Raw genomic sequence first — 25,005 nt, 5'->3', positions numbered from 1 at the left:
GCTCTGGCCATGGTTCGAGCGCTGAACAGAATGACAAAGGCAGGAATGCCAGAAAGTGTCCGTATTGCCTGAAACTCTGCCCTGCTACAGGGACACTCGCCCCGAATCTGATTTATTCAACAAAGCCGGTGTCTATATAAAAAAACCATAGGAGCCAATAAGCCCCGTTGGTAATACTACCAACAAGCGGAGCGTAGCGACTTCATCAATAATTGTCCAGAATGACCACACCTTATCAGGATAACCGTGTACCCTTGCGGGAGCGTGGCTGAGACGCTGGCAGAGCCGGATCTGTAGCTACCGGAGCATTACCACCATAAACCTGTTTAGTGGCCGTGTATGGCCGCCCATCCGGCTTAAATGCGTATGATCAGACTGTTTTGTAAGAAGTGTTTTGAGACGGAGGCGCGTCATTAGCTTTCGAGTTTTGAACTGCTACCTGTTCGAGCTAGTAACTACAGGCCACAGGGATGTTATTCTCACAAATCGCCACTAACAACACTGTGGCAGTATATGAGTAAAGTCACTCACTCGAAATCTTTTAACTTATTGATTTTGAATAGAAAAAGATGATTGGTGGAGATAAGCGGGATCGAACCGCTGACCTCTTGCATGCCATGCAAGCGCTCTCCCAGCTGAGCTATACCCCCACATCTGGAAATCGTTTTTTCAGTGCCAAACTTTTGGGAGAAGTTTGGTGGAGCTAAGCGGGATCGAACCGCTGACCTCTTGCATGCCATGCAAGTGCTCTCCCAGCTGAGCTATAGCCCCGAACCGAAAAAACCGTCGTGTTACGCGACGGACGGCATAATATGAAACCCCCCAGGGAGTGTCAACGGCAAAATCACATTCTGTGTTTGATCGCTGAAAAAGACGGCAAACTTAACGCGATGACGTCCGTTTGCGCAGAAAAAGAGCTTGTTAATATGATGTAAGGTGTCTGGTCGGGGTTAAACCTTTTTGATCGGCGTTAAGTTAATGCATCGTTAAATATGTTATAGGAATTATCTTGTCTTCCCTGTAATGTCGTGTAAAACTTAGCCCGCTATTTAATACGGCTGCATGGTTTTCTCCAGCGCACCGTTCTTCAACCAGGCGTTTTCGCTCCACCACTAAAATCAATAGAGAATATATGTCGCTGCATACACCTAAAGAGATCGCCCAACTGGCGATTCAGGCAGGGGTGGCCAAAAGCCATGCCTCCATTAGCTCCCTTATCATTCTTGGTTTCATGGCCGGTGCCTTTATTGCTACAGGGTTCCTGCTGGATGTTCACGTCATTAACTCTTTACCCGCAGACTGGGGGTCATTTGGTGGCTTTTTAGGGGCTGCCGTGTTCCCGGTGGGATTGATCCTGACCATTCTGGCCGGGGGCGAGTTGCTAACGGGTAACATGATGACGCTGCCCATTGCCTGGTTTGCCCGCCGTGTTAGCGGTTACAGCGTATTACGTAACTGGTTCTGGGTAACGATTGCGAACTTCCTCGGCAGCATCGCGATTGCCTGGTTCTTTGGTCACATGCTGGCCATGACCGAAGGTGATTACCTGAAAAAAACGCTGGCGATTGCGAATGCGAAGGTGCATGCCGATTTCCTGCATGCCTTTATCTCCGGCATTGGCTGTAACTGGCTGGTGTGCCTGGCCGTCTGGCTGGCATTCGCCAGTAAAGATGTCGTCGGTAAAATTTTTGGCATGTGGTTCCCGGTGATGGCGTTCGTGGCGATTGGTTTCCAGCACGTTGTCGCCAACATGTTCATTATTCCTGCGGCGATTTTCGCCGGTCAGATGACCTGGGCTGAATACTTCCCGAATTTTGTGGCGGTATTTTTAGGTAATGCTGTAGGCGGTGCCGTCTTCGTGGGTCTGGCTTACTTCCTGGCGTTCCGCCCCGCTGCCGAACAGGCACACACTGCGCAATAATTCCTCATTGCCTTTTGTTGAGAGACAAAAGGCAATTTCGTTTTCCGTTACTTTCACCCGTTACGATTTCCTGTAATATGTATAGCTAATGTATTGAACAGGGACAGCATCGTGAAAAAGGAATGGCTTACTCCGGAAGAACTGGCAATCGAAACGGGCTACAGTCGGCAGACGGTGAACAAATGGATCAAACGCGAGAACTGGACGACGACGCCAAAACCCGGCGTTCAGGGCGGAAAAGCGAGACTGATCCACATTGATGAGCGCGTAAAAAGCTTTATTCAGTCGACACGTAATCTCAATGAACTTACAGGCAATTATACTCCTCCACCTAATTCATTACCTGCGTTATTAATAAGTTCTGTCCAGCAAATGAGTCAGAATGAACAGGATCAACTTATGGCCCTGATTTTGCGGGAAGGGATAAAAGGTGTGCTTGAGCGTCTGGGCATTCGTGAAGAATAAGAAAACCGGAAGCGCGAGGCTTCCGGTTTTTTTGCGCCGCTGACAATCACGTCCCGCGGCTCAGACTTTAGTCGGGTGTTGTCAGTAAGTGTCCTGATAACATCACCGCCAGCCGTCAAAGAGAAAGATTATTCGCTCTGCGCTTCGCGCTCAGCAATAAAGGCCAGCGCTTTCTCAATACGCTCAACGCTACGGCTGCGGCCAATCGCTTCGACCGTCACATCCAGTCCCGGTGACTGCCCTGCTCCGGTAACGGCTACACGCAATGGCATACCGACTTTACCCATACCGACGCCTAACTCATCGGCAGCCTGCTGGATAGCGGCATGCACCGTTTCGGCATTCCAGTCAGTCAATGCAGCCAGTTTATCGCGAACCACTTCCAGTGGCTGGCGGGCGACCGGACGTAAATGCTTTTTCGCGGCATCCGCATCGAACTCTGTGAAGTCCTGGTAGAAATAGTGGCAGGATGCCGCCATCTCTTTCAGCGTTTTGCAACGTTCCCCCAACAGCGTAACCAGTTTCGCCAGCTCCGGGCCGGTACGCGTATCAATGTTTTGCTGCTCGATATGCCATTGCAGATGCGTGGCAACGTACTCCGGTGGCAGCGCATTAATATAATGATGATTTAACCACTGCAGTTTTTCCGTATTAAAGGCGCTGGCGGATTTGCTCACCGCGTCCAGGCTAAACAGCTCTGTCATTTCTTTAACGGAGAACACTTCCTGATCGCCATGGGACCAGCCCAGACGCACCAGATAGTTGAGCAGCGCTTCCGGCAGGTAACCATCATCACGATACTGCATAACACCGACTGCACCATGGCGCTTAGACAGTTTTTTACCGTCATCGCCCAGGATCATGGAAACATGCGCATAAACCGGTACCTGAGCCCCGATGGCTTTCAAAATGTTGATCTGACGTGGTGTGTTATTGATATGGTCTTCACCGCGCACAACATGCGTAATGCCCATATCCCAGTCATCAACCACGACACAGAAGTTGTAGGTTGGCGAGCCGTCGGTACGGCGAATAATCAGGTCGTCCAGTTCCTGATTACTGAATTCAATCGGGCCGCGAATCTGGTCATCAAAAATGACCGAGCCTTCCTGCGGGTTACGGAAGCGCACCACATGAGGCTCGTCTGCGGCATGGTGCTCGTGGCTGTCGCGGCAACGGCCGTCGTAACGCGGTTTTTCACCGTTCGCCATTTGGGTTTCACGCAGCGTTTCGAGACGCTCTTTAGAGCAGTAGCATTTATAAGCCGTGCCTGCTTCCAGCATTTCATCAATGACGGCGTTGTAGCGATCAAAGCGTTTGGTCTGATAATACGGGCCTTCATCCCAGTCCAGACTCAGCCAGTTAATACCGTCCATAATGGCTTCAATGGCTTCCGGTGTTGAACGCTCCAGATCGGTATCTTCGATGCGCAGCACAAACTCGCCCTGATGATGACGAGCAAAGAGCCATGAATAGAGTGCGGTACGAGCACCGCCTACATGTAAAAAGCCAGTAGGGCTTGGCGCGAAGCGAGTTTTGATTTTCATTCAGTATTGCCTTAAATGCGCGGGTTCTTGTCTGGATGACAAAAAACAGGTTAGACGCGAAAACAGTGCGCACATTCTAGCATCTGATGATGAATCCTCAATGCATGCAACGTAGCAGAGCGGCAGCAAAGCCCGCATTTCTGCTAAGAAAACCAGCATATTGGATAAAATCCCTGCGAGATGTTTAAAATTAAACCGAACGCACAATTAAGTTTTAAAAAGCGTTGACTCAAAATCAACTATCCCTATAATGCGACTCCACACAGCGGGGGTGATTAGCTCAGTTGGTAGAGCATCTCCCTTACAAGGAGGGGGTCGGCGGTTCGAACCCGTCATCACCCACCACTCTTAAGAAGGTTTAAGATGGCCCGCAGTGACAAGAGATAAGATATGGGTGATTAGCTCAGTTGGTAGAGCATCTCCCTTACAAGGAGGGGGTCGGCGGTTCGAACCCGTCATCACCCACCATATCTTAGTCAGATGACACTCTTGTGAAGCAGTACCGAAGTGGGTGATTAGCTCAGTTGGTAGAGCATCTCCCTTACAAGGAGGGGGTCGGCGGTTCGAACCCGTCATCACCCACCACTTCGGGTCGTTAGCTCAGTTGGTAGAGCAGTTGACTTTTAATCAATTGGTCGCAGGTTCGAATCCTGCACGACCCACCAATGTAGAAAGGCGCCCTAAAGGCGCCTTTTTGCTATGCGCAAAAAGTGCAGGATGAAAACCTGCTGCAGGTTCGACTGAATCACACAGCGATTCAGGCTGATACGCCAGCATTACCCGAAGGGCGAGGCCCGCCGGGCCGAAGGCAATCCTGCACGACCCACCAGTGTAGAAAGGCGCCCTAAAGGCGCCTTTTTGCTATGTGTAAAAAGTGCAGGATGAGAACCTGCAGCAGGTTCGACTGAATCGCACAGCGATTCAGGCTGATACGCCAGCATCACCCGCCGGGCCGGAGGCAATCCTGCACGACCCACCAAATTCAGGAAAAAGCGCCTGAAGGCGCTTTTTTCGTTTCTGCGCTCCGATGCCTGACGTGCGGAATGAGAATCTGCCGCAGGTTCAGTTACCCGCCCTGCTTTTTCCCACTGCCGAAATAATGAAACCAACAGCCGTATCCGCCACCGTTACCCGTCTACTCAACTGAATGCTAAGGACTAACGTTAATCTGTAAAAATCTTTTCGTAAATTTAACATTTTGAGGCATTAAGCTTTTGCCGCGCGCATCCGATAACCTAAAACGTCTAATTGCAAGGAGATCATCATGACAACTATTTCAACCAGCACACCGAGCATCGGCAGTGGCTCAACGTCAGATACGACAAGCGCCTCATCAGACACGGCAGCACAAATTGCCAGTCTGAATAAGCAGATTTCGCGCCTGAACGACCAGTTAAAAAGTCTGGGCGATGATAAGACACTGACCACCGAAGAAAAGAAGAAGCAGCAGGATACAATCAAAGCGCAGATTCAGGTTTTAGAAGCGCAAATCCAGCAGCTGCAACGCAAAGAGCAACAAAAAGCCGAAGCGAAACAGGCGGAAAAAGAAGGTAAAACCGTGTCAGCCGACGGCGTCAATCGCCCTACCCAAAATAATCAGCTCGACGTCTATATTTAAAACGCAGGACTGGAAGCACGTTGTTGCGTCAGCAGAGCTCCCTGCTGACGCACCTCCTGCCATATGGCCTCGCCCGCAGGCGTTAACGAGCGATTCTTGCGCTTAATTAATGTCAGGCTGCGATTGATCTCAGGATAGAGACGTCTTACCGTTAACGCGCGCCCCGCAGGAAGCGGTAACGCCAGCGCGGGTAAAATGCTGATCCCGATACCTGCATCAACCATAGGAAACAGCGTGGCCGGATGACCGATTTCCTGAACCACATTGATACTGATGTTCTGCTGACGTAACGCCGCGTCAATTAATATCCGGCTGCCCGACGCATAATCCTGAAGCACCATCGTACGTCCCTCCAACATCGGCCACCTTGCCTGCCCGACCTCAGCAAGCGGATCATCCTCCCGGCACAGCAGTAAAAAGGGTTCATCCAGTATGGCGCAACAGTCGAATTCACTGTCATTCAGCGGGCCAATCACAATGCCAAAATCGACTTCGGCGTGACGTACGCTCTGAAGCACGGCCTGCTGCACCCGATCGTGCAGGATGATCTTTATTTCCGGGTAGCTCTGCTGACTGGCGGCAAGGCATTGCGGCATCAGGCGGGCTGAGATCGTCTGACTCGCCGCGATGCGCACCGTACCACTGCGTTGTTCGCCATAGCTACGAATATCCAGCAGCGTGGTGTTTATCTCTTCCAGCAACCTTTCCATACGTGAAGCCAGCTGCTGCCCGGCTTCGGTCAGCACCACCTCGCGCGTCGTGCGATCCAGCAAGCGGACGCCCGTTTCCGCTTCCAGCTCTTTAATGCTGTGGCTGACCGCAGACTGACTCAGCCCAATCGCCTGCCCTGCCTGGCTAAAGCCACCATAATGCGCAACGGCCACAAAGGTGCGTAACTGACGTAGGGAGTAATTCATTAATTTCTCGCATAGATTCATTTAATAAATCAATTTTATTTCTAAACCCTCATCACGCACAATCACTCCAGACTTAATTTAACCGGATTTTAACGATGGGATTTCTCCGTATTGACCCGATGATGATCAAGCTGATCATCACTGTACTTCTGGCCTCTTTCATTCCGGCGAGAGGCGGCTTCGTCGACTTTTTCACGTACCTGACCACCGCCGCCATCGCCCTGCTGTTCTTCATGCACGGTGCCAAACTGTCACGCGAAAAAATCATCGCAGGCAGCAGCCACTGGCGGCTTCACCTTTGGATCATGTGCAGTACGTTTGTTATGTTCCCGGCGCTGGGGCTGCTGATTGTCTGGTGGCATCCGGTTAACGTCGGCGCAGAAATTTATACCGGCTTCCTTTACCTCTGCATTTTGCCTGCCACCGTCCAGTCGGCCATCGCCTTCACCTCAATGGCTGGCGGCAATGTGGCTGCGGCGGTGTGCAGCGCATCGGCATCCAGCCTGTTAGGTGTTTTCGTCTCCCCGCTGCTGGTTAATCTGGTGATGGACGTCAACAGTAACGGGCCAGGCGATGGCCTTGAGCAGGTGGGTAAAATCATGCTGCAACTGTTAGTGCCGTTTGTTTTAGGTCATCTGTCACGCCGCTGGATTAGCGGTTGGGTGGAAAGGAACCGTAGCCTGATTGGCATCACCGATCAGACGTCCATTCTGTTGGTGGTTTATTCCGCGTTCAGCGAAGCGGTGGTGAACGGCATCTGGAAACGCGTCGGGATTGATACGCTGCTGTGGATTCTGGCGGGCTGCATTCTGCTCCTGACGCTGGTGCTGATTATTAACTATCTTGCTGCGCGCCTGTTTGGCTTCAGTCGTCCCGATGAAATCGTGGTGTTGTTCTGTGGCTCGAAAAAGAGCCTGGCGAACGGCGTGCCGATGGCCAATATCCTGTTCCCCGCCAGCGCGGTGGGTATCATCGTCCTGCCACTGATGATTTTTCACCAGGTTCAGTTGATGGTGTGCTCGTTTATTGCCGGACGCTACAAGCGAACCAATGCGTTGCAGGCGGAGAAAAGCAAAGCGGCTGTCGTGGAATCGCAGAAATAACAGAAACACGTTCAGACACGCGGCCTCATGCGAGGCCGCGAACTCAGTCACCACGCTTTAAAGGTTTAACTAACCCTTCCAGCCCTTCAATTTTTATCGCCAGGGTAAGCTGCATCAGCTCCCCCAAACGACCAGCCGGAAACTCGCCGCTGCGGGCGAACCAGAGCAGATAGGGCTCTGGCAAATCAATCAGCATCCGGCCTTTATATTTGCCAAACGGCATGGCCGTATTCGCAATCTCGACCAGCGCCTGCTTATCCATTTCAGGCACCGAGTCGCCGGATCATTTCGGCTTCATCAATGATCTCGATGCCCAGCTCCTGCGCTTTTGCCAGCTTCGAACCCGCAGCTTCTCCTGCGATCAGCAAATCGGTTTTCTTCGATACGCTGCCGCTGACTTTGGCACCGAGTTCGATGAGTCGCGCTTTGGCATCGTCCCGGTTCATCTGCGAGAGTGAGCCCGTTAACACTACGGTCTTGCCTGCAAACGGACTGTCGATCTCGCCGGGGTTCACCGCCACCACCTGGGGCCAGTGGATGCCAATATCTTCAACCAGTTGCCGGATCACCTCGCGGTTGCTCTCTTCTTCCATGAAGTGCCGCACGTGCTTCGCGACGACCGTGCCCACATCCTGAACCGCAATCAGCGCGTCCAGATCGGCATCCATGACCTTTTGCAGATCGCCAAAATGACTGGCCAGGTTTGCCGCCGTGGCTTCGCCGACTTCGCGAATACCCAGCGCATAGAGGAAACGCGCCAGCGTAGTGGATTTGGCTTTTTCCAGCGCGTCGACCACATTCTGCGCCGACTTCGCGCCCATACGATCTAACCCGGTCAGGGTTTCACGGCTGAGCCGGAACAGATCGGCCGGGGTTTTGACGTACTCTTTCTCGACCAGTTGATCGATAATCTTGTCACCCATGCCGTCAACGTCCATGGCGCGCCGCGACACAAAATGCTTCAGCGCTTCTTTGCGCTGTGCGCCACAGATTAAGCCACCGGTACACCGCGTGACCGCCTCGCCCTCAACGCGTTCAACATCGGAACCGCACACCGGGCACTGAGAAGGAAATACGATCTCACGGGCATTGTCAGGCCGTTCGCTGGTCACAACATTGACCACCTGAGGAATCACATCGCCGGCACGACGAATCACGACTTTGTCGCCAATGCGCAGGCCGAGGCGTTCAATTTCATCGGCATTATGCAATGTGGCATTGCTGACCATCACGCCTGCCACCTGAACGGGTTCCAGTCGGGCAACAGGTGTAATAGCGCCCGTCCGCCCCACCTGGAACTCGACGTCACACACAATCGTCATCTGCTCCTGCGCAGGAAACTTGAACGCCACGGCCCAGCGCGGCGCGCGCGCGACAAAGCCCAGCTTTTCCTGCAATTCCTGCGAATCGACTTTAATCACCACGCCGTCGATATCAAAACCCAGCGTGGCCCGCTCTGATTCAACCTCGTGATAAAACGCCAGCGCTTCATCGGCGTTCTGCACCAGACGAATACGGTCACTGACCGGCAGGCCCCAGGCTTTGAACTGTTGCAGTCGCGCCATGTGGCTGCGGGGCATCTCGCCCCCTTCCAGCAGGCCCAGTCCATAGCAGAAGAACGTTAGCGGTCGTTTCGCGGTGATACGGGGATCCAGCTGGCGCAACGAGCCCGCTGCCGCATTGCGTGGATTGGCAAAGACTTTGCCCTCTGTACGGCGCGCCTCGGCATTGAGTTTTTCAAAGCCGCTTTGCGTCATAAACACTTCTCCACGCACTTCTACTCTGGCGGGAATATTGTCCCCTTTGAGGCGCAGCGGAATGGCACGAATCGTCCGCACATTCGTCGTGATATTTTCGCCTGTTGTGCCATCGCCGCGCGTCGCCGCGCGCGTTAATAAGCCATCTTCATACAACAGGCTGACCGCCAGGCCATCCAGTTTGAGTTCACAGCAATAGGTGAGATCGTCGGTGCTTTTCAGACGATCCTGGACGCGCTTATTGAAGGCCCTGAAACTGGCTTCATCGAACGCGTTATCCAGTGACAGCATCGGCACTTCATGGCGTACCTGCTCAAATACCATCAACGGGGCGGCCCCTACGCGCTGCGTGGGAGAATCAGGCGTGATCAGATCAGGATGCTGTGCTTCCAGATCCCGCAGTTCCCGCATGAGGCGATCGTATTCCGCATCCGGCACTTCCGGCGCGTCCATAACGTGATACAGATATTCGTGATGGCGCAACGTGGTGCGCAGTTCAGTGATGTGTTCCTGGACGGATTTCATATAACCCCATCAGATAAAAAACCCCCGACAGGCGGGGGTTCATCATAATAATTTGAAAAAGTGTGGATTACTCGCGGGATCCGACCACATCGCGGATACGCGCTTTGTAGGTTTCCAGCTTTTGCGGCGTCATCATCCGGCGTTCGTCATCCAGTACCACACCGCCCACATCGTCCGCGATACGCTGCGCGGACTGTAGCATCAGCTTAAAGTTCTGATTCGCATCGCCATACGACGGCACCATCATGAAAATGGAGACGCCAGGCGTGGTGAAGTCGGTCATTTCGTCAGGATTGAAGGAACCGGGTTTCACCATGTTAGCCAGACTAAACAGCACAGGACCGCTGCCTGCCGGACTGAGATGACGATGGAAAATGTTCATTTCACCAAACTGAAAACCGGCCTGCAAAATGCCCTGTAGCAAGGCTTCACCATTCAGCTGACCGCCTGAGTGCGCCGCGACATGCAGCACAATCACCGCTTCTTTGGGCTTACTGCTGGTCTGCGGACGAGGTTCAGGTTGTTTCGGCTGCGGCGGCGGACTGACCACCTCAGGTTCAGGCTCATAGTCAGGCTCAGGTTCGGCCTGATAAACAGGATTAGGCTGAACGCTGTCCAGCGGATCGCTATCCAGCAACGGATCGGCCTGAACCGGCGGTGCGGTGAAGGCTGGTGGCTGGCGAGTCGGTGCAGGCCGTTGTGGCGCACGTTCCGGTTGCGGTGCCGGGTCAAAAAGAGGATCGCTTTCAGGCTGCGGCGCAGAAGGCTGACGCGGGCGCTCCTTAACAGGCTCACGCCGCACTTCAGGCTGTGGCTCGCGGATGTCGTCAAAATGAGGCTCCTGGTGCCCGCGCGTATTACGCACACGCACTTCACCGACGCCGTCATCAACGTCGTCGGTCAGCGTCTCATCATCATGTTCATCACGTTGTTTCAAACGTTTGTGCGGGCGATCGCGGAAGACTGAAGAGCGTTCTTTACGGCTGGTCCACAGTCCGTGAATAAGAAGCGCTATAATGGCGATCGCGCCAACAACGATTAATATCAGACGCAAATCCTGCATCATTGTATTCTCTGTTGTTCCAATACCTTGCCACCGCGGCAAACTTTATTCTCTAACTGTATTTGCCCTGCCAGATAAGTGCAAGTCTGTGCAGTATTTTCTCACAAATAAGATAGCTTACCGTCACTTTTTCGTTGTTTTTTTACCCAAACGGCACCTGGTCAGCAGAAAAAGCCAGGTTATAGTAGGCGCACCTTAACATCTTCAGGAGAACTGGCTCGATGGCTGTGAATAATTCCGTTTCCTCTTTTAATGGCGTGCACTATTTTAGCCAGGGCTGGAAGCTAATCAGGTTACCGGGCATACGGCGCTTCGTCATCATCCCCTTGCTGGTCAACATCCTGCTGCTAGGCGGCGCCTTTGTCTGGTTATTTTTCCGTCTTGACGAGTGGATCCCCAAACTGATGTCGCATGTGCCGGACTGGCTGCAATGGCTCAGCTATGTGCTGTGGCCGCTTTCGGTGATTTCGGTGGTGCTGGTGTTTAGCTATTTCTTTTCAACGATAGCCAATCTGATTGCCGCGCCGTTTTGCGGCCTGCTGGCGGAACAACTTGAGGGGCGGCTGACGGGTAAACCACTGCCTGACAGCGGCTGGCTGGGCATGGTTAAAGACGTGCCACGCATCATGAAACGCGAATTACAAAAGCTGGGCTACTACCTGCCCCGCGCACTGTGCCTGTTATTACTTTATTTGGTTCCGGGTTTTGGGCAGACGGTGGCACCCGTGCTGTGGTTTATGTTCAGCGCCTGGATGTTGTCTGTTCAGTATTGCGACTATCCTTTCGATAACCATAAAGTCAGCTTTCAGCAGATGCGTCATGCCTTACGCCAGCACAAGACAGCCAATATGCAGTTTGGCGCGCTGGTGAGCCTCTTTACAATGATTCCTGTGGTGAACCTGGCCATTATGCCGGTCGCCGTGTGCGGGGCCACCGCGATGTGGGTTGATCGCTACCGGGCGAACCTGGCTCGTGAAAGCCTGCGCTGAACATATCAACTATCCTTATGCAATTTTTGGCAGGTCTTATCGCCATGAGACATATAGATATATGATTTCTTTCCTTCCGCCACGGGGCAGAACAGGTATGCTCAGAGGGTTCCCAATAATTCATACAGTTAAGGACAGGCTATGAGTAAGATCTATGAAGACAACTCTTTGACAATTGGTCATACGCCGCTGGTTCGACTGAACCGCATCGGTAACGGCCGCATCCTTGCGAAGGTTGAGTCCCGTAACCCGAGCTTCAGTGTGAAATGCCGTATCGGTGCCAACATGATTTGGGACGCAGAAAAACGCGGTATTCTTAAGCAAGGTATTGAACTGGTTGAACCGACCAGCGGTAACACCGGTATTGCATTAGCCTACGTGGCCGCCGCGCGCGGTTACAAACTGACGCTGACCATGCCGGACACTATGTCTGTTGAGCGCCGTAAGTTGCTTAAAGCCCTGGGCGCGAATCTGGTCCTGACCGAAGGCACAAAAGGCATGAAAGGCGCGATCGCCAAAGCCGAAGAGATCGTGGCCAGCGATCCCGACAAATATTTACTGCTGCAGCAGTTCAGTAACCCGGCCAACCCGGAAATTCACGAGAAAACCACCGGTCCCGAAATCTGGGAAGACACGGATGGTGAAGTGGATGTGTTCATTGCCGGTGTGGGGACCGGCGGCACGCTGACAGGCGTAAGCCGTTACATCAAAAACACTCAGGGTAAGAAATCCTTGATCACCGTGGCCGTAGAACCCACTGACTCACCGGTGATTGCGCAGGCGATGGCGGGCGAAGAGCTCAAACCCGGCCCGCATAAGATTCAGGGGATTGGCGCAGGCTTTATTCCGGGTAACCTGGATTTGGCGCTGATCGATTTAGCTGTCGGCATCACTAATGATGAAGCGATCGCCACGGCCCGTCGCCTGATGGAAGAAGAAGGCATTCTGGCCGGTATCTCTTCGGGTGCCGCCGTTGCCGCCGCGCTGAAGTTGCAGGAAGATGAAGCCTACGCCAACAAAAACATCGTTGTCATTCTTCCTTCTTCCGGTGAGCGCTATCTCAGCACCGCGCTGTTTGCCGATCTTTTTACGGAAAAAGAGCTGCAATAGCCCGAAGTTCGCCCTGGACAAACGCTTAAAAAGCACCCTGACGGGTGCTTTTTTGTGGCGCAGATCTCACTTTTACCATGCAGCCAATTGATTTCAGTCGTGTGGCTCTGGTATTTAGACTGCCAATTATTTCGATGCCTGAAATTAATCCTCCTTTGAAGTGGATCAAGCTGAATCAAGTTTCAGATTTAGTGAAAGGGCGAATCACGGCATAATTATCCGGTGACGTGCTCAACTCGTGTTTTGACACGCAGCGGGAATGAAACACTCATTCAAGCGCATTTGTTCGATTGTAAGTTGTATACCCGCGCACCTACACAGGCTAAAGTTACGGCTCCAGGCTAGACTTTAGATCCATAACACTCATCCTGAAAACGTTGGGGAAATAGAATGTTCCAGCAAGAAGTTACCATTACCGCACCAAACGGACTGCATACTCGCCCTGCTGCGCAATTTGTCAAAGAAGCTAAAGCCTTCCAGTCAGAAATCACCGTGACCTCCAACGGCAAATCGGCCAGCGCCAAAAGCCTGTTTAAGCTGCAGACTCTGGGTCTGACTCAGGGCACCGTTGTCACACTTTCTGCGGAAGGTGAAGATGAGCAAAAAGCCGTAGAGCATCTGGTTAAGCTGATGGCGGAACTGGAGTAATCTCCTTTCTGCTCCGCTTAAAACGACTCTTCTGCGCCATTGTGTGCAACATCTTGATCGCGGACAACCTGTCCGCGTTATTGCTTTCGTAGAGTACGTGTCACACGACTATGGCAACGCAACGAGTCCAGTCAGCCATCGTGATAAAAAGGTAGGGTTATGATTTCAGGCATTTTAGCATCACCAGGTATCGCTTTCGGCAAAGCTCTGCTGCTGAAAGAAGACGAGATCGTCATCAACCGTAAAAAAATTTCAGATGACCAGGTTGAGCAGGAGGTTCAGCGCTTTCTGCAAGGGCGTAGCAAAGCGGCTGAGCAACTTGAAGCCATTCGTATCAAAGCCAGCGAATCCCTGGGTGAAGAAAAAGCAGCCATCTTCGAAGGCCACATTATGTTGCTGGAAGACGAAGAGCTGGAGCAGGAAATCATCGACCTGATCAAAAAAGATCACGCCACTGCTGATGCTGCTGTGAACTCCGTCATCGACGCCCAGGCAAAAGCCCTAGAGGAGCTGGACGACGAATACCTGAAAGAGCGTGCGGCAGACGTGCGTGACATCGGTAAGCGTCTGCTGCAAAACATATTAGGTCTGCACATTGTCGACCTGAGCGCAATCCAGGAAGAATCTATTCTGGTGGCGAAAGATTTAACGCCATCCGAAACCGCACAGCTGAATCTGAAAAAGGTGCTGGGCTTTATTACCGATTTGGGTGGCCGTACCTCGCACACCTCAATCATGGCACGCTCGTTAGAAATCCCGGCGATTGTCGGCACCGGTAACGTGACCGCCACCATCAAAAACGGCGATTTCATCATCCTGGACGGGGTGAACAATGCGATTCACGTTAATCCGTCTGAGGCGGTTCAGGAAGAGCTGAAAGCGGTTCAGAATCAGTATCTGTCTGAAAAACACGAGCTGGCGAAGCTGAAAGATCTGCCGGCTGTTACGCTGGATGGCCATCAGGTTGAAGTCTGCGCCAACATCGGTACGGTACGCGATATCGCCGGTGCCGAGCGCAACGGCGCAGAAGGTGTTGGCCTGTACCGCACTGAGTTCCTGTTTATGGATCGCGACTCACTGCCGACCGAAGAAGAGCAGTTCCAGGCGTATAAAGCGGTCGCAGAAGCCATGGGATCGCAGGCCGTGATCGTCCGTACCATGGATATTGGCGGTGATAAAGACCTGCCTTACATGAACCTGCCTAAAGAAGAAAACCCGTTCCTGGGCTGGCGCGCCATCCGTATTGCGATGGATCGTAAGGAAATTCTGCATGCACAGCTGCGTGCTATCTTACGTGCCTCTTCTTTCGGTAAGCTGCGCATCATGTTCCCGATGATCATTTCGGTTGAAGAAGTGCGTACGCTGAAAGCGGAACTGGAGCTGCTGAAAGCGCAGTTACGCGAAGAAGGTAAAGCGTTTGACGAGTCAATCGAAGTGGGCATTATGGTGGAAACGCCTGCCTCTGCCGTGATTGCACGTCACCTGGCGAAAGAAGTCGACTTCTTTAGCATTGGGACAAACGATTTGACGCAGTATACTCTTGCAGTAGATCGTGGTAATGATTTGATTTCGCACCTGTATAACCCGATGACGCCTTCGGTACTGAACCTCATCAAGCAAGTCATTGATGCGTCTCATGCTGAAGGTAAATGGACTGGCATGTGTGGTGAGCTGGCAGGTGACGAACGTGCTACACTACTGTTACTGGGAATGGGGCTGGACGAATTCAGCATGAGTGCCATTTCTATCCCTGGCATCAAGAAAATTATTCGTAATACACATTTCGAAGATGCGAAGGCGTTGGCAGAGCAGGCACTGGCTCAACCTACGGCGGAAGACTTGATGAACCTGGTGAACAAGTTCATTAAAGAAAAAACGCTCTGCTGATCCACGAGATGCTGGCCCCAAATTACTGCTTAGGAGAAGATCATGGGTTTGTTTTCTAAACTTTTTGGCGAAAAAACAGATAGCGCTGGGACAATTGATATCGTAGCGCCTCTGTCTGGCGAAATCGTGAATATTGAAGACGTACCAGATGTGGTGTTTGCAGAAAAAATCGTGGGTGACGGTATTGCGATCAAACCAAGCGGCAACAAAATGGTTGCGCCGGTTGATGGGACTATCGGCAAGATTTTCGAAACCAACCATGCCTTTTCAATCGAATCCGATAATGGCATTGAGCTGTTCGTGCATTTCGGCATCGATACCGTCGAACTGAAAGGCGAAGGCTTCAAACGCATCGCCGAAGAAGGTCAGAAGGTTAAAAAAGGCGACGTGGTGATCGAATTCGATCTGCCGCTGCTGGAAGAGAAAGCAAAATCCACACTGACCCCTGTTGTCATTTCCAATATGGATGAAATCAAGGATTTGACAAAACTGTCTGGTCAGGTCGTCGTGGGTGAAACCCCGGTGATTCGCATCAAAAAGTAATACACAAACGGCACCTCAGGGTGCCGTTCTCTTATGCTTCACGTCTCTGCTTAATGCGGCTGCCAGCGGGGCAAACGCAGTGTCAGCTCCAGTCCGCCTTCAGGCCGGTTAACCGCCCTGACCTCGCCATGATGCGCCAGTACCACTTTACGCACAATTGCCAGCCCCAGCCCGTAGCCTTTACCCAGTAACGGCGAATTGACCCGGACAAAGGGATCAAAGATGCTGGACAGCTTATTCTCATCGACGCCTGGCCCCTGATCCCGCACCTGAATCGCCAGCCACTGTTGCTCAACCTGCAGGCTGACCTCAATGCGCTGACCCGGCAGCGAAAAGCGTAAAGCATTACGCAGCACGTTCTCAATGCCTCGCCGGCATAACTCAGCATTCCCGCGTACGGTATGATCGGCCTGCTCATCAACGTTAAACACGACCTCGACGCCGGGGATCTGCGCTTCATAACGGAGATCGGTAACCACCGCCTCTAATAAGCCGGCCAAATCAAAATAGTGTTCGCCCGGCACACTTTCATGCTCGGCACGCGCCAGGGTTAACAGTTCACCAATCATCTTATCCAGCCGCTGTGCCTCTTCGTCGATGCGATCCAGCGAGTCATTCACGTTTTCTGGCCGCTGTCGCGCCAGGCCCGTTGCCAGCTGCAGACGGGCAAGCGGCGAGCGAAGTTCATGAGAGATGTCATGAAGCAGGGCTTCACGGGCACGCACCAACGTGTCCAGGCGTTCAACCATGGCATCGAACGCCTGCGCCACGCTGGAGAGCTCGTCATGACGCTTACGCAGCGCAGGATAGAGCCTGATGCTTAAGTCGCCATTGGCTACTCGCGAAAAACCTTCACGCAGTTGTCGCATAGGGCGCGTCAGGTTCCATGCCAGCAGCAGGCTAAACAGCAACCCCACAGACCCGGCGAAAATGAACATGGGCTCAGGAATATTCAGGAAATTATGTGGCCGCCCCTCCCGGCTCATTGTGCGTATGCCTTTCAGATCGTACAGCAGCTCATAGCTCTTGCCGTCCGGGCTCTGTGCCTGGCGCACAAGATGGTCGGGAAAAAAGGATTTTTCGGGCGTTTCGGGCGCAAGCGGCGGTGCCTCTGCGTTGCGGAGATTATCCAGTGCGCGTACATGCAAAAACGCCCGATCTTCCGGGGCCCACTCCGCCATCATCGCATCCAGCGCTGACGGGCCGCCCCGCTCCAGCACCGACACGGCTGACGCCATCAGCGCGTCAGCCAGCCGCTGGGTGACCAAATATTCAGGGGGATGATGCCGCGTACCGGAAAGTGAGAAACCCAGCCAGATCAGCTGACTGATAATCAGGAAAACCAGCCAGAACCCCAGCAGGATCTTCCAGAACATGCGCCCACGGTAAGTTTGATTCATCGAATGCGATAACCAATGCTGCGAACGGTTTCGATGGTGATGCTGTCGGCGGTGAGCGCGCTGAGCTTCTGACGGATATTACTGATATGCACATCCACGCTGCGATCGTACGCTTCACGCGGTCGTCCCAGGCCTTTCTCAGACAGCTCGTCTTTCGTCACCACCCGGTCCGGTGAACGCAGCAGCAAATCCAGCAGATTAAATTCAGAGGCGGTCAGATCAAAGGCTTTCCCCTGCCATTCCGTCACGCGGTTGGCCGCATTGAGTGTTAACTCTCCCCATTGCAGCGTCTCTTTTTTATCCTGCAGAGGCGCATGCTCCTCAATCCGACGCAGTACGGCACGCAAGCGCGCCACCAACTCACGGGGATAACACGGCTTGGGCATATAGTCATCGGCCCCCATTTCCAGGCCGATAACCCGATCAATATTGTCGCCCTTGGCCGTCAGCATAATCACCGGCAGACGGCTTTGCTGGCGCACCTGCCGCAGGACATCGGTGCCGCTCATATCCGGCAGCATAATATCCAGAATCATGGCGCTGTACTCACCGGACAGCGCCCCCTGCACACCGGCAGTGCCGGTTAACACCAGTTGCGTATCAAAGCCTTCCGTGATCAGATACTGGCTCAGCATCGTGCCTAATTCTACGTCATCATCTACCAGCAGGATTTTCATTGTTATCTCTCTTACGTCACTGGCGCTATTTTGAACCGGGCCAGCGAAACGCGCAGCCAGTTTTACGCGATCCTTACAGATGCCAGTAAGCTTAGCCAAATAAACAAGACTCAGGCAGCCGACGGCGCAGCATAAGCCTTCAGAGGGCGTAATGGCTGCGTGGCGTTACTGATAAACGCCGGTAGAGAGATAGCGATCGCCACGGTCACAAACAATGGCCACCACGACGCTTCCAGGATGGGCGCTGGCAATACGCAGCGCGCCCGCGACCGATCCGCCTGAGCTGACGCCGCAGAAAATACCTTCACGCCGGGCCAGCGCCCGCATGGTCTCTTCGGCTTCCTGCTGCCCCATATCAATTACCTCATCCACCAACTCGGGCCGGTAAATGCCGGGCAAATACGCCTGAGGCCAGCGGCGAATCCCAGGAATGCTACTGCCTTCTTTAGGCTGCAGGCCAATCACTTTCACGCCCGTCTTATGTTCTTTTAAAAACCGCCCTACGCCGGTAATCGTGCCGGTGGTGCCCATACTGGAGACAAAGTGCGTCATGCGCTGATTCGACTGGGCCCACAGCTCCGGTCCCGTGGTCTGGTAGTGGCCCAGTGGATTGTCCGGGTTATTAAACTGGTCCAGCACCGTTCCCTCACCGCGCGCCGCCATCGCCTGTGCTAAATCACGCGCGCCCTCCATGCCCTGCTCCCGACCGATCAGGACTAGCTCGGCCCCATAGGCACGCATCGCATCCTGCCGCTCCTGACTCATATTATCCGGCATCAGTAAGCGCAACCGGTAGCCTTTCATCGCCGCGATCATCGCCAGCGCGATACCGGTGTTGCCACTGGTGGCCTCAATCAGCTGATCGCCCGGTGTTATCTCGCCTCGCCGTTCCGCCTGATGAATCATTGACCAGGCTGCGCGATCTTTGACGGAACCTGCGGGGTTGTTGCCCTCCAGTTTCAGCCAGATTTCACTGCCATTGTCAGGCGTCAGGCGCTGTAACCTGATAAGCGGTGTATTACCGATTGTGTGTTCCAGAGTGGTCACGGTGCATATCCTGGCGAAACGATACCGTTACGAGTCAGGCCAGAGCCTGAGGTATGGCGGTATAAACATTAAAAAAGGGCGGGACATTGTCCCGCCCTGCGTGAAAAAGAAAATATCAGGCGCTGTGCGCAAAGGCAACTGCCCGCAATGGCGTGGCGCCCTGATAGAGCCGGGCCTGTTGCAGCCCGACAAACAGGCGCTCGCCGCGCAGTGGCGCGGTCTGATCACCGTCGAACACCAGCGAGAAAGGTTCGCTCTGCCAGCCCGCAGGCTGCACGACCAACTGCCAGAAATGGCCACGCGGACTCACCTCAAGGACCTGTACCGGTAAAGGGGTTTCCAGGCTGCTTTTACGCGAAACATCAATTTCCCAGGGACGCAGGAACAGATCAACCGCGCCCTGATGGGCGGAGGTATAGCCTAACGGCCAGTGATGCGCCCCGACATGGAACTGGGAACCATGAACCTCACCGTCAAAGCGGTTAACTTCGCCCAGGAATTCCAGCACGAAGCGCGTCGCCGGATCGCGCCAGACCTCATCCGGCGTGCCCACCTGCTCGATGCTGCCCTGACTCATCACCACGACGCGGTCGGCAACTTCCATTGCCTCTTCCTGATCGTGCGTGACAAACACGCTGGTGAATTTTAATTCTTCATGAAGCTGGCGTAACCAGCGGCGCAGCTCTTTACGCACCTGGGCATCCAGCGCACCAAAAGGCTCATCCAGCAGCAGAATTTGCGGCTCGACGGCCAGTGCTCTTGCCAGCGCCACGCGCTGCTTCTGACCACCCGAGAGCTGAGCCGGAAAGCGGTTTGCCAGATGCGACAGCTGCACCATCTCCAGCAGACGTGTTACACGATTTTTGATTTCGGCACTGGATGGCCGCTCACGACGCGGCAGCACGGTCAGGCCAAAGGCAATGTTGTCAAACACGGTCATATGGCGGAACAGCGCATAGTGTTGAAAAACAAACCCGACTTTACGATCGCGGGCATGCAGGCGACTGACGTCATGCTCATGAAAACGAATCTGGCCGCTGTTCTGATGCTCCAGCCCGGCGATAATTCGCAGCAGGGTCGTTTTACCGGAACCGGACGGCCCCAGCAACGCCACCATCTGGCCCGACGGGATATCCAGTGAAATATCGTTCAGCACCGCTGTGCGACCAAAGGATTTGTTGATTTGTTTAATCTCAATGCTCATGATTTTCCTCCAGTTGCAGGCGTTTGTGCTGCTGCTCTAAGCGCCACTGCACAATGCTTTTCAAAAACAGGGTCAGGATGGCCATAACGGTCAGCAACGCGGCGGCGGTGAAGGCACCCACCGTGTTGTAATCCTGATGCAGTAATTCGACCTGAAGCGGCAAAGTGTAGGTTTCGCCGCGAATGGAGCCGGATACCACAGATACCGCACCGAACTCGCCAATGGCGCGGGCATTGGTCAGCACCACGCCGTACAGCATTGCCCAGCGAATATTCGGTAACGTCACACGGCGAAACATCTGCCAGCCCGACGCGCCCAACAGCACCGCAGCCTCATCTTCATGACTGCCCTGGCTCAGCATGACCGGCACCAGTTCGCGAACCACAAACGGACAGGTCACGAAGACGGTGACCAGCACCATACCTGGCCAGGTGAACATCACCTGAATATTGTGGGCATCCAGCCAGCCGCCTGCCGGACCGTTAATGCCCCAGAACAGCAGGTACATCAGGCCAGCCACAACCGGCGAGACCGCAAACGGAATATCAAACAGGGTTAATAACAGCTGGCGACCAGGAAACGTAAAGCGGGTGACCAGCCAGGCCAGCAAGGTGCCGAAGACCAGATTAACCGGCACGGTAATCAGCGCCACCAGTACGGTCAGCCAAATCGCGTGCAGCATATCGCTGTCGGTCAGGTTACGCAGAGTCAGGCCAAGCCCGCTGTGCAGCGCTTCCCAGAAGATGGAGACCATCGGCACCACCAGCAGCAGCACCGAGATCAGCACACCCGTGCCGATAAGCAGCCATTTACCCCAGTTTACGGGCTGGCGATCGGCATGATTGAGTTGCGAAATATCGGCCATCAGTGACCTCCCAGACGACGGCCAAAGCGGCTCTGTAAGGTATTAATGGCAAACAGCAGCAGCAACGACGCCGCCAGAATGACCGACGCGATGGCGCTGGCGGCCGGATAATCAAACTCCTGTAGACGGACGAAAATCATCAGTGAGGTCACTTCTGTTTTCCAGGCAATATTGCCCGCGATAAAGATCACCGCGCCAAACTCGCCCAGGCTGCGGGTAAACGACAGCGCAGTGCCCGCCAGCAACGCCGGAGCCACTTCCGGCAGCACAACGCGACGGAAACTTTGCCAGGGCGTTGCGCCCAGTGTCTGCGCCGCCTCTTCGTATTCCGGACCTAACTCTTCCAGCACCGGCTGCACCGTCCGGACAACAAACGGGATACTGGTGAAGGCCATCGCCAGCGCGATACCAATCCAGGTGTAGGAGATCTTAATGTCGAAATGAGCAAACCATTGACCGTACCAGCCGTTTACCGAAAACAGACCGGCCAGGGTTAACCCTGCGACGGCGGTTGGCAATGCAAAGGGCAAATCCATTAAACCATCCAGCAGCGTGCGACCCGGGAAGCGATAACGCGTTAAAACCCAGGCCATCAGCATGCCAAACAGGGCATTGAACAATGAGGCAACGCCGGCCGACAGCAGCGTCACTTTATAGGCTGCAATCAGCTGGGGATTGGTCACCACGTCCCAGTATTGCTGCAATGTCATCTGCGACAACTGCATGATGAGGGCGCTGATGGGCAGCAGCAGAATCAGGCAGGTAAACAGCAGACTGGTGCCCAGGCTCAGGCCGAAACCGGGCAAAACACGTTTTTGGCTGGCTGCAAACATTATCCACGCCCCGCCGCTAACAATTGATCCAGTTCACCGCCACTTTCGAAATGGGTTTTCATAACGTTATTCCAGCTACCAAATACGTCTTCAACCCGAAACAGCTGTGTGGCTGGAAAGCGATCTTTTTGCTGCTCCATCAGCTGCGGATTGTTCACGCGATAATAAAAGTCCGTAATGATTTTCTGTGCCTCGGGCGAATACAGCCAGGTCAGATAAGCCTTCGCCGCGTCGGCTGTTTTATTGTGTTCAACGTTTTTATCGACCCAGGCGACGGGGAACTCTGCCAGGATATCGGTTTTTGGCACCACGACCTCGTAATCATCTTTGCCGTACTGATTACGAATGGTGTTGACCTCCGATTCGAAGCTGATCAGCACATCCCCTAAGCCGCGTTCAGCAAAGGTGGTGGTGGCGCCGCGTCCGCCTGTGTCGAAAACCTCGACGTTTTTCAGAAACTGTGTCATCCAGGCGCGCGTTTTTGCCTGGTCGCCGCCGTCCGCTTTCTCTGCGGCACCCCAGGCGGCAAGATAGGTATAACGCCCGTTACCCGAGGTCTTCGGATTCGGGAAAATCAGCTTCACATCGTTACGGGTTAAATCGGACCAGTCATGAATCTGCTTAGGGTTACCCTTGCGAACCAGAAACGCCATGGTGGAATAAAACGGTGAACTGTGATTCGGCAGGCGCGTTTGCCAGTCGGCCGGGATCAGTTTGCCTTTGTCATGCAGCACCTGTACATCCGTCACCTGATTATAGATCACCACATCGGCACGCAGCCCTTGCAGGATGGCCAGCGCCTGTTTAGAAGAACCCGCATGCGACATTTTGATGGTGAGTTTATCGTCCGGATGTCGCGCATCCCACTGGCTGACAAAAGGCGCGTTCAGGGCGACGAACAGTTCACGTGAAACGTCATAAGAGCTGTTTAACAGCTCTGTGGCGTGCGCGGCGCCAGCAAGGCCCAGCGACAGCGCGATTCCGCTCACGATTTTTTTCATCGCTTTGAAGGTCATGGTTCACCCTGAAGAAATTTGATGCAGATCTCATCCGCAGATACAGCAGTTTATTTATAACTCAGCGTAAACCCGTAACGGTTTTATATATCGTTTGTTGATTTCAAAGTCGAAAAAGGCATAAGGCGGTGGGAAAAGAATGCGCAAAAACAGAATTGGGTTGGCAGGGCGCACTGAACGCCCTGCGGGAGGCAAAAATTACGTGGCTTAACGCTGCCAGACGAACTTGCTGAGTTTCCAGCTTTTCAGCGTGTCATCGGCAGGCAGTAATCCTTCCGGACCGTGCCAGGTCCCGCTGTAAACATAGCGTAGATGCGGGCTGCCAGGCACACGGCATTCGACGTCATGATTGTCTAACCCGGCAGCCACAATGCAGTTATTAAAGGCTTTGTCATATCTGGCGCTAAACGCATCGCCAATTTTGCTGCCGTCGGCACTGGCGATGTCGTTGTCCGTCACCTCAATGCGGTCAACCTGTGACTGACCATAGATGACCAGCTTAACCTGACCGTCCTTCATCGCCTGCCAGAAGGACACCACCTGACCGTTCTGGCCACGCATGCCCTGACGCAGATCGTAGTTGCCCTTAAGCCCGTCTTTGATGGCCGATTCGTTCATCGCCGTGGCACTGTTGATCCCACCAACACCCTGATCGCTTATCGTCAGTGAAGGACCAAACCAGTTCCATGGCAGCGCAGAAGCCCAGTGGTAACTCAATGGATTCCACCAGCGTACCTGCTGGCTGCTGTTGGCGTCAGGGCCGGAGGAACTGGCACACCCACTGACCAGCATGGCCACCGTCAGTATCGTGTAACGAACAGCTTTCATGAAAACTCCTGTTAATAAATAGACCTGGGCAAAACGGATTGGAGTCGCAAAGCGGCAAAAAGTTTATTCGGGATCGTGTGGCGGCAAAAAGCAGGCGCGAAGCCGGATACTGATCAGTAACCACAGCAGTGCCAGCAGATCAAACAGCGTAAACAGCAGCGGCAACGGTGAGCTGAGCAGATCGGTCTGGACGAGTTGTACGCTCTGCCAGAGCAAATTCGCCCCTAACGATACCACCAGCACCAGGCGCCAGCTGCGCCACACTCGGGGTAAACGCGACCGGTAGCCCGTGAGCAACAGCCCCGACAGCGCTGGCAGACCCAACACCAGTCCTGACCAGAACGCCTGGCGATCCGGATAGAAAAGGGCCAGAAGATCGTTTCCCTGCTGGCGTGACGCGCCGGCCATCACCAGGAGCCACCAGGTGCGCGACTGCAATAGCAGAATCAGCCAGAAAAGAAACGGCAGGCGCAGTTGCCCTTTGTCGTCGTAGTCCTCAGGCGGCCAGACCGAATTAATATTCACGATCTTCGATTAAACGTTTGCCCAGCAACACCACATCGACCGTTTCATAATCCAGCTTTTCATAGAAGGCAACGACCTGGTCGTTCTCTTCCCGCACCATCAGGTGAATTTTAGGGCAACCGCGCGCAATGAGTTTTTTCTCCAGGCGATTCATCAGGGCATTGGCAAAGCCGCGGCCCTGATAATCCGGATGCACCGCCAGATAGTAAGCCGCGCCACGGTGACCATCGTAACCGCCCATTACGGTACCGACGACTTCGCCCCCAACTTCCGCCACCAGAAACAGGTCGGCGTCATGATGCATTTTGCGTTCGATGTCCAGCTCCGGATCGTTCCATGGCCGTAACAAATCGCAGCGTTCCCAGAGCGTGATCACTTCTTCAAAATCTTCCTGGCGGAAGGTGCGGATTTCCATCTTCTGTACCTGCAGTTCACCTCAATTTGCTGATTATCACGCTTTCTTCGGCGGGTGCAACCCTGACTGCTGACGGCAACGTTAAAAAAAAAGAAATTGCCG

24 protein-coding genes, 6 tRNA genes and 1 other RNA gene are annotated in these 25,005 nt (G+C 53.7%); 14 read left to right on the top strand and 17 right to left on the bottom strand.

The genetic code is table 11. From position 1 onward, the window contains the following. Nucleotides 1–574 precede the first annotated feature (574 nt). Together F7Q90_RS10265 and F7Q90_RS10260 are read right to left on the bottom strand one after the other, a co-directional pair. A tRNA-Ala gene (locus tag F7Q90_RS10265) sits at nucleotides 575–650 on the bottom strand. A gap of 45 nt (nucleotides 651–695) precedes the next feature. Next, nucleotides 696–771, bottom strand: a tRNA-Ala gene (locus F7Q90_RS10260). A 361-nt stretch (nucleotides 772–1,132) separates the two neighbouring features. Between F7Q90_RS10260 and F7Q90_RS10255 the strand changes: the two genes are divergently transcribed. Then, nucleotides 1,133–1,921, top strand: a complete 789-nt coding sequence (locus tag F7Q90_RS10255) for a formate/nitrite transporter family protein (protein ID WP_006120379.1) — start codon at nucleotides 1,133–1,135, stop codon at nucleotides 1,919–1,921. 111 nt (nucleotides 1,922–2,032) lie between these two features. After that, nucleotides 2,033–2,386, top strand: a complete 354-nt coding sequence (locus F7Q90_RS10250) for a YfeC-like transcriptional regulator (protein WP_006120380.1) — start codon at nucleotides 2,033–2,035, stop codon at nucleotides 2,384–2,386. Nucleotides 2,387–2,514: 128 nt separating this feature from the next. On the opposite strand, the gene gltX is transcribed toward F7Q90_RS10250, so the two are convergent. Then, nucleotides 2,515–3,933, bottom strand: a complete 1,419-nt coding sequence (gene gltX / locus F7Q90_RS10245) for a glutamate--tRNA ligase (protein ID WP_082999264.1) — start codon at nucleotides 3,931–3,933, stop codon at nucleotides 2,515–2,517. Nucleotides 3,934–4,202: 269 nt separating this feature from the next. On the opposite strand from gltX, the gene F7Q90_RS10240 reads away from it, so the two are divergent. From F7Q90_RS10240 to F7Q90_RS10215, 6 genes are all read left to right on the top strand, one after another. After that, nucleotides 4,203–4,278 (top strand) — tRNA-Val (locus F7Q90_RS10240). A gap of 47 nt (nucleotides 4,279–4,325) precedes the next feature. Then, nucleotides 4,326–4,401 (top strand) — tRNA-Val (locus F7Q90_RS10235). A gap of 41 nt (nucleotides 4,402–4,442) precedes the next feature. Continuing rightward, a tRNA-Val gene (locus F7Q90_RS10230) sits at nucleotides 4,443–4,518 on the top strand. Nucleotides 4,519–4,522: 4 nt separating this feature from the next. Then, nucleotides 4,523–4,598, top strand: a tRNA-Lys gene (locus F7Q90_RS10225). A 31-nt stretch (nucleotides 4,599–4,629) separates the two neighbouring features. Continuing rightward, nucleotides 4,630–4,762, top strand: a non-coding RNA gene (locus F7Q90_RS10220) — RtT sRNA. A gap of 435 nt (nucleotides 4,763–5,197) precedes the next feature. After that, nucleotides 5,198–5,551 (top strand): FlxA-like family protein, encoded by a 354-nt coding sequence (locus F7Q90_RS10215; protein ID WP_006117791.1) that lies wholly within the window; start codon nucleotides 5,198–5,200, stop codon nucleotides 5,549–5,551. Here the strand turns inward: F7Q90_RS10215 and F7Q90_RS10210 are convergent. Next, nucleotides 5,548–6,468 (bottom strand): LysR family transcriptional regulator, encoded by a 921-nt coding sequence (locus F7Q90_RS10210; protein WP_006117792.1) that lies wholly within the window; start codon nucleotides 6,466–6,468, stop codon nucleotides 5,548–5,550. The genes F7Q90_RS10215 and F7Q90_RS10210 overlap by 4 nt on opposite strands. A 95-nt stretch (nucleotides 6,469–6,563) precedes the next feature. Between F7Q90_RS10210 and F7Q90_RS10205 the strand changes: the two genes are divergently transcribed. Beyond that, a complete protein-coding gene (locus F7Q90_RS10205) occupies nucleotides 6,564–7,571 on the top strand; it encodes a bile acid:sodium symporter family protein (RefSeq protein ID WP_006117793.1) in 1,008 nt (335 codons plus the stop codon). 43 nt (nucleotides 7,572–7,614) lie between these two features. Here the strand turns inward: F7Q90_RS10205 and F7Q90_RS10200 are convergent, their stop codons facing one another. The 3 genes from F7Q90_RS10200 to zipA all read right to left on the bottom strand — a co-directional run bounded on the left by F7Q90_RS10200 (nucleotide 7,615) and on the right by zipA (nucleotide 10,919). Further along, entirely contained in the window at nucleotides 7,615–7,833 is a 219-nt protein-coding gene (locus F7Q90_RS10200) for a DUF3820 family protein (protein ID WP_006117794.1), read from the bottom strand. Nucleotide 7,834: 1 nt separating this feature from the next. Further along, a complete protein-coding gene (gene ligA, locus F7Q90_RS10195) occupies nucleotides 7,835–9,853 on the bottom strand; it encodes an NAD-dependent DNA ligase LigA (protein ID WP_006117795.1) in 2,019 nt (672 codons plus the stop codon). Nucleotides 9,854–9,920: 67 nt separating this feature from the next. Then, nucleotides 9,921–10,919 (bottom strand): cell division protein ZipA, encoded by a 999-nt coding sequence (gene zipA, locus F7Q90_RS10190; protein WP_006117796.1) that lies wholly within the window; start codon nucleotides 10,917–10,919, stop codon nucleotides 9,921–9,923. Nucleotides 10,920–11,137: 218 nt separating this feature from the next. Between zipA and cysZ the strand changes: the two genes are divergently transcribed. The 5 genes from cysZ (at nucleotide 11,138) to crr (ending at nucleotide 16,093) form a co-directional block, all read left to right on the top strand. Continuing rightward, on the top strand, nucleotides 11,138–11,905 hold the full coding sequence (gene cysZ / locus F7Q90_RS10185; RefSeq protein WP_006117797.1) for a sulfate transporter CysZ: 768 nt from the start codon (nucleotides 11,138–11,140) through the stop codon (nucleotides 11,903–11,905). A gap of 141 nt (nucleotides 11,906–12,046) precedes the next feature. Continuing rightward, on the top strand, nucleotides 12,047–13,015 hold the full coding sequence (cysK, locus tag F7Q90_RS10180; protein WP_006117798.1) for a cysteine synthase A: 969 nt from the start codon (nucleotides 12,047–12,049) through the stop codon (nucleotides 13,013–13,015). Between the two features lie 390 nt (nucleotides 13,016–13,405). Next, the gene (gene ptsH / locus F7Q90_RS10175; protein ID WP_003848868.1) at nucleotides 13,406–13,663 is read left to right on the top strand and encodes a phosphocarrier protein Hpr; all 258 of its coding nucleotides are present in this window, start codon (nucleotides 13,406–13,408) and stop codon (nucleotides 13,661–13,663) included. Nucleotides 13,664–13,822: 159 nt separating this feature from the next. Beyond that, a complete protein-coding gene (ptsI, locus tag F7Q90_RS10170; protein WP_006117799.1) occupies nucleotides 13,823–15,550 on the top strand; it encodes a phosphoenolpyruvate-protein phosphotransferase PtsI in 1,728 nt (575 codons plus the stop codon). 42 nt (nucleotides 15,551–15,592) lie between these two features. Next, nucleotides 15,593–16,093, top strand: a complete 501-nt coding sequence (crr, locus tag F7Q90_RS10165; protein WP_006117800.1) for a PTS glucose transporter subunit IIA — start codon at nucleotides 15,593–15,595, stop codon at nucleotides 16,091–16,093. A 50-nt stretch (nucleotides 16,094–16,143) separates the two neighbouring features. On the opposite strand, the gene F7Q90_RS10160 is transcribed toward crr, so the two are convergent. From F7Q90_RS10160 to F7Q90_RS10115, 10 genes are all read right to left on the bottom strand, one after another. After that, entirely contained in the window at nucleotides 16,144–17,493 is a 1,350-nt protein-coding gene (locus F7Q90_RS10160) for an ATP-binding protein (protein WP_006117801.1), read from the bottom strand. Then, on the bottom strand, nucleotides 17,490–18,170 hold the full coding sequence (locus F7Q90_RS10155) for a response regulator transcription factor (protein WP_006117802.1): 681 nt from the start codon (nucleotides 18,168–18,170) through the stop codon (nucleotides 17,490–17,492). The genes F7Q90_RS10160 and F7Q90_RS10155 overlap by 4 nt, the downstream gene beginning before the upstream one ends. A gap of 165 nt (nucleotides 18,171–18,335) precedes the next feature. After that, the gene (gene cysM, locus F7Q90_RS10150) at nucleotides 18,336–19,217 is read right to left on the bottom strand and encodes a cysteine synthase CysM (protein WP_006117803.1); all 882 of its coding nucleotides are present in this window, start codon (nucleotides 19,215–19,217) and stop codon (nucleotides 18,336–18,338) included. Between the two features lie 115 nt (nucleotides 19,218–19,332). Beyond that, entirely contained in the window at nucleotides 19,333–20,421 is a 1,089-nt protein-coding gene (gene cysA, locus F7Q90_RS10145; protein ID WP_006117804.1) for a sulfate/thiosulfate ABC transporter ATP-binding protein CysA, read from the bottom strand. Beyond that, the gene (gene cysW / locus F7Q90_RS10140) at nucleotides 20,411–21,286 is read right to left on the bottom strand and encodes a sulfate/thiosulfate ABC transporter permease CysW (protein WP_006117805.1); all 876 of its coding nucleotides are present in this window, start codon (nucleotides 21,284–21,286) and stop codon (nucleotides 20,411–20,413) included. Before cysW ends, cysA begins: the two co-directional genes overlap by 11 nt. Then, nucleotides 21,286–22,119 (bottom strand): sulfate/thiosulfate ABC transporter permease CysT, encoded by an 834-nt coding sequence (gene cysT / locus F7Q90_RS10135; protein WP_006117806.1) that lies wholly within the window; start codon nucleotides 22,117–22,119, stop codon nucleotides 21,286–21,288. Before cysT ends, cysW begins: the two co-directional genes overlap by 1 nt. Then, nucleotides 22,119–23,135 (bottom strand): sulfate ABC transporter substrate-binding protein, encoded by a 1,017-nt coding sequence (locus tag F7Q90_RS10130; protein ID WP_006117807.1) that lies wholly within the window; start codon nucleotides 23,133–23,135, stop codon nucleotides 22,119–22,121. Before F7Q90_RS10130 ends, cysT begins: the two co-directional genes overlap by 1 nt. Nucleotides 23,136–23,342: 207 nt before the next feature. After that, a complete protein-coding gene (locus tag F7Q90_RS10125) occupies nucleotides 23,343–23,963 on the bottom strand; it encodes an RpoE-regulated lipoprotein (RefSeq protein WP_006117808.1) in 621 nt (206 codons plus the stop codon). A 63-nt stretch (nucleotides 23,964–24,026) separates the two neighbouring features. Next, a complete protein-coding gene (locus F7Q90_RS10120; RefSeq protein WP_006117809.1) occupies nucleotides 24,027–24,488 on the bottom strand; it encodes a DUF2919 domain-containing protein in 462 nt (153 codons plus the stop codon). Then, entirely contained in the window at nucleotides 24,478–24,903 is a 426-nt protein-coding gene (locus F7Q90_RS10115) for a GNAT family acetyltransferase (RefSeq protein ID WP_006117810.1), read from the bottom strand. The genes F7Q90_RS10120 and F7Q90_RS10115 overlap by 11 nt, the downstream gene beginning before the upstream one ends. Between the last annotated feature and the right edge of the window lie 102 nt (nucleotides 24,904–25,005).

The organism is Pantoea stewartii subsp. stewartii (assembly GCF_008801695.1).
GTDB lineage: Bacteria > Pseudomonadota > Gammaproteobacteria > Enterobacterales > Enterobacteriaceae > Pantoea > Pantoea stewartii.
This window is presented reverse-complemented; position numbering and strand designations above follow the sequence as displayed.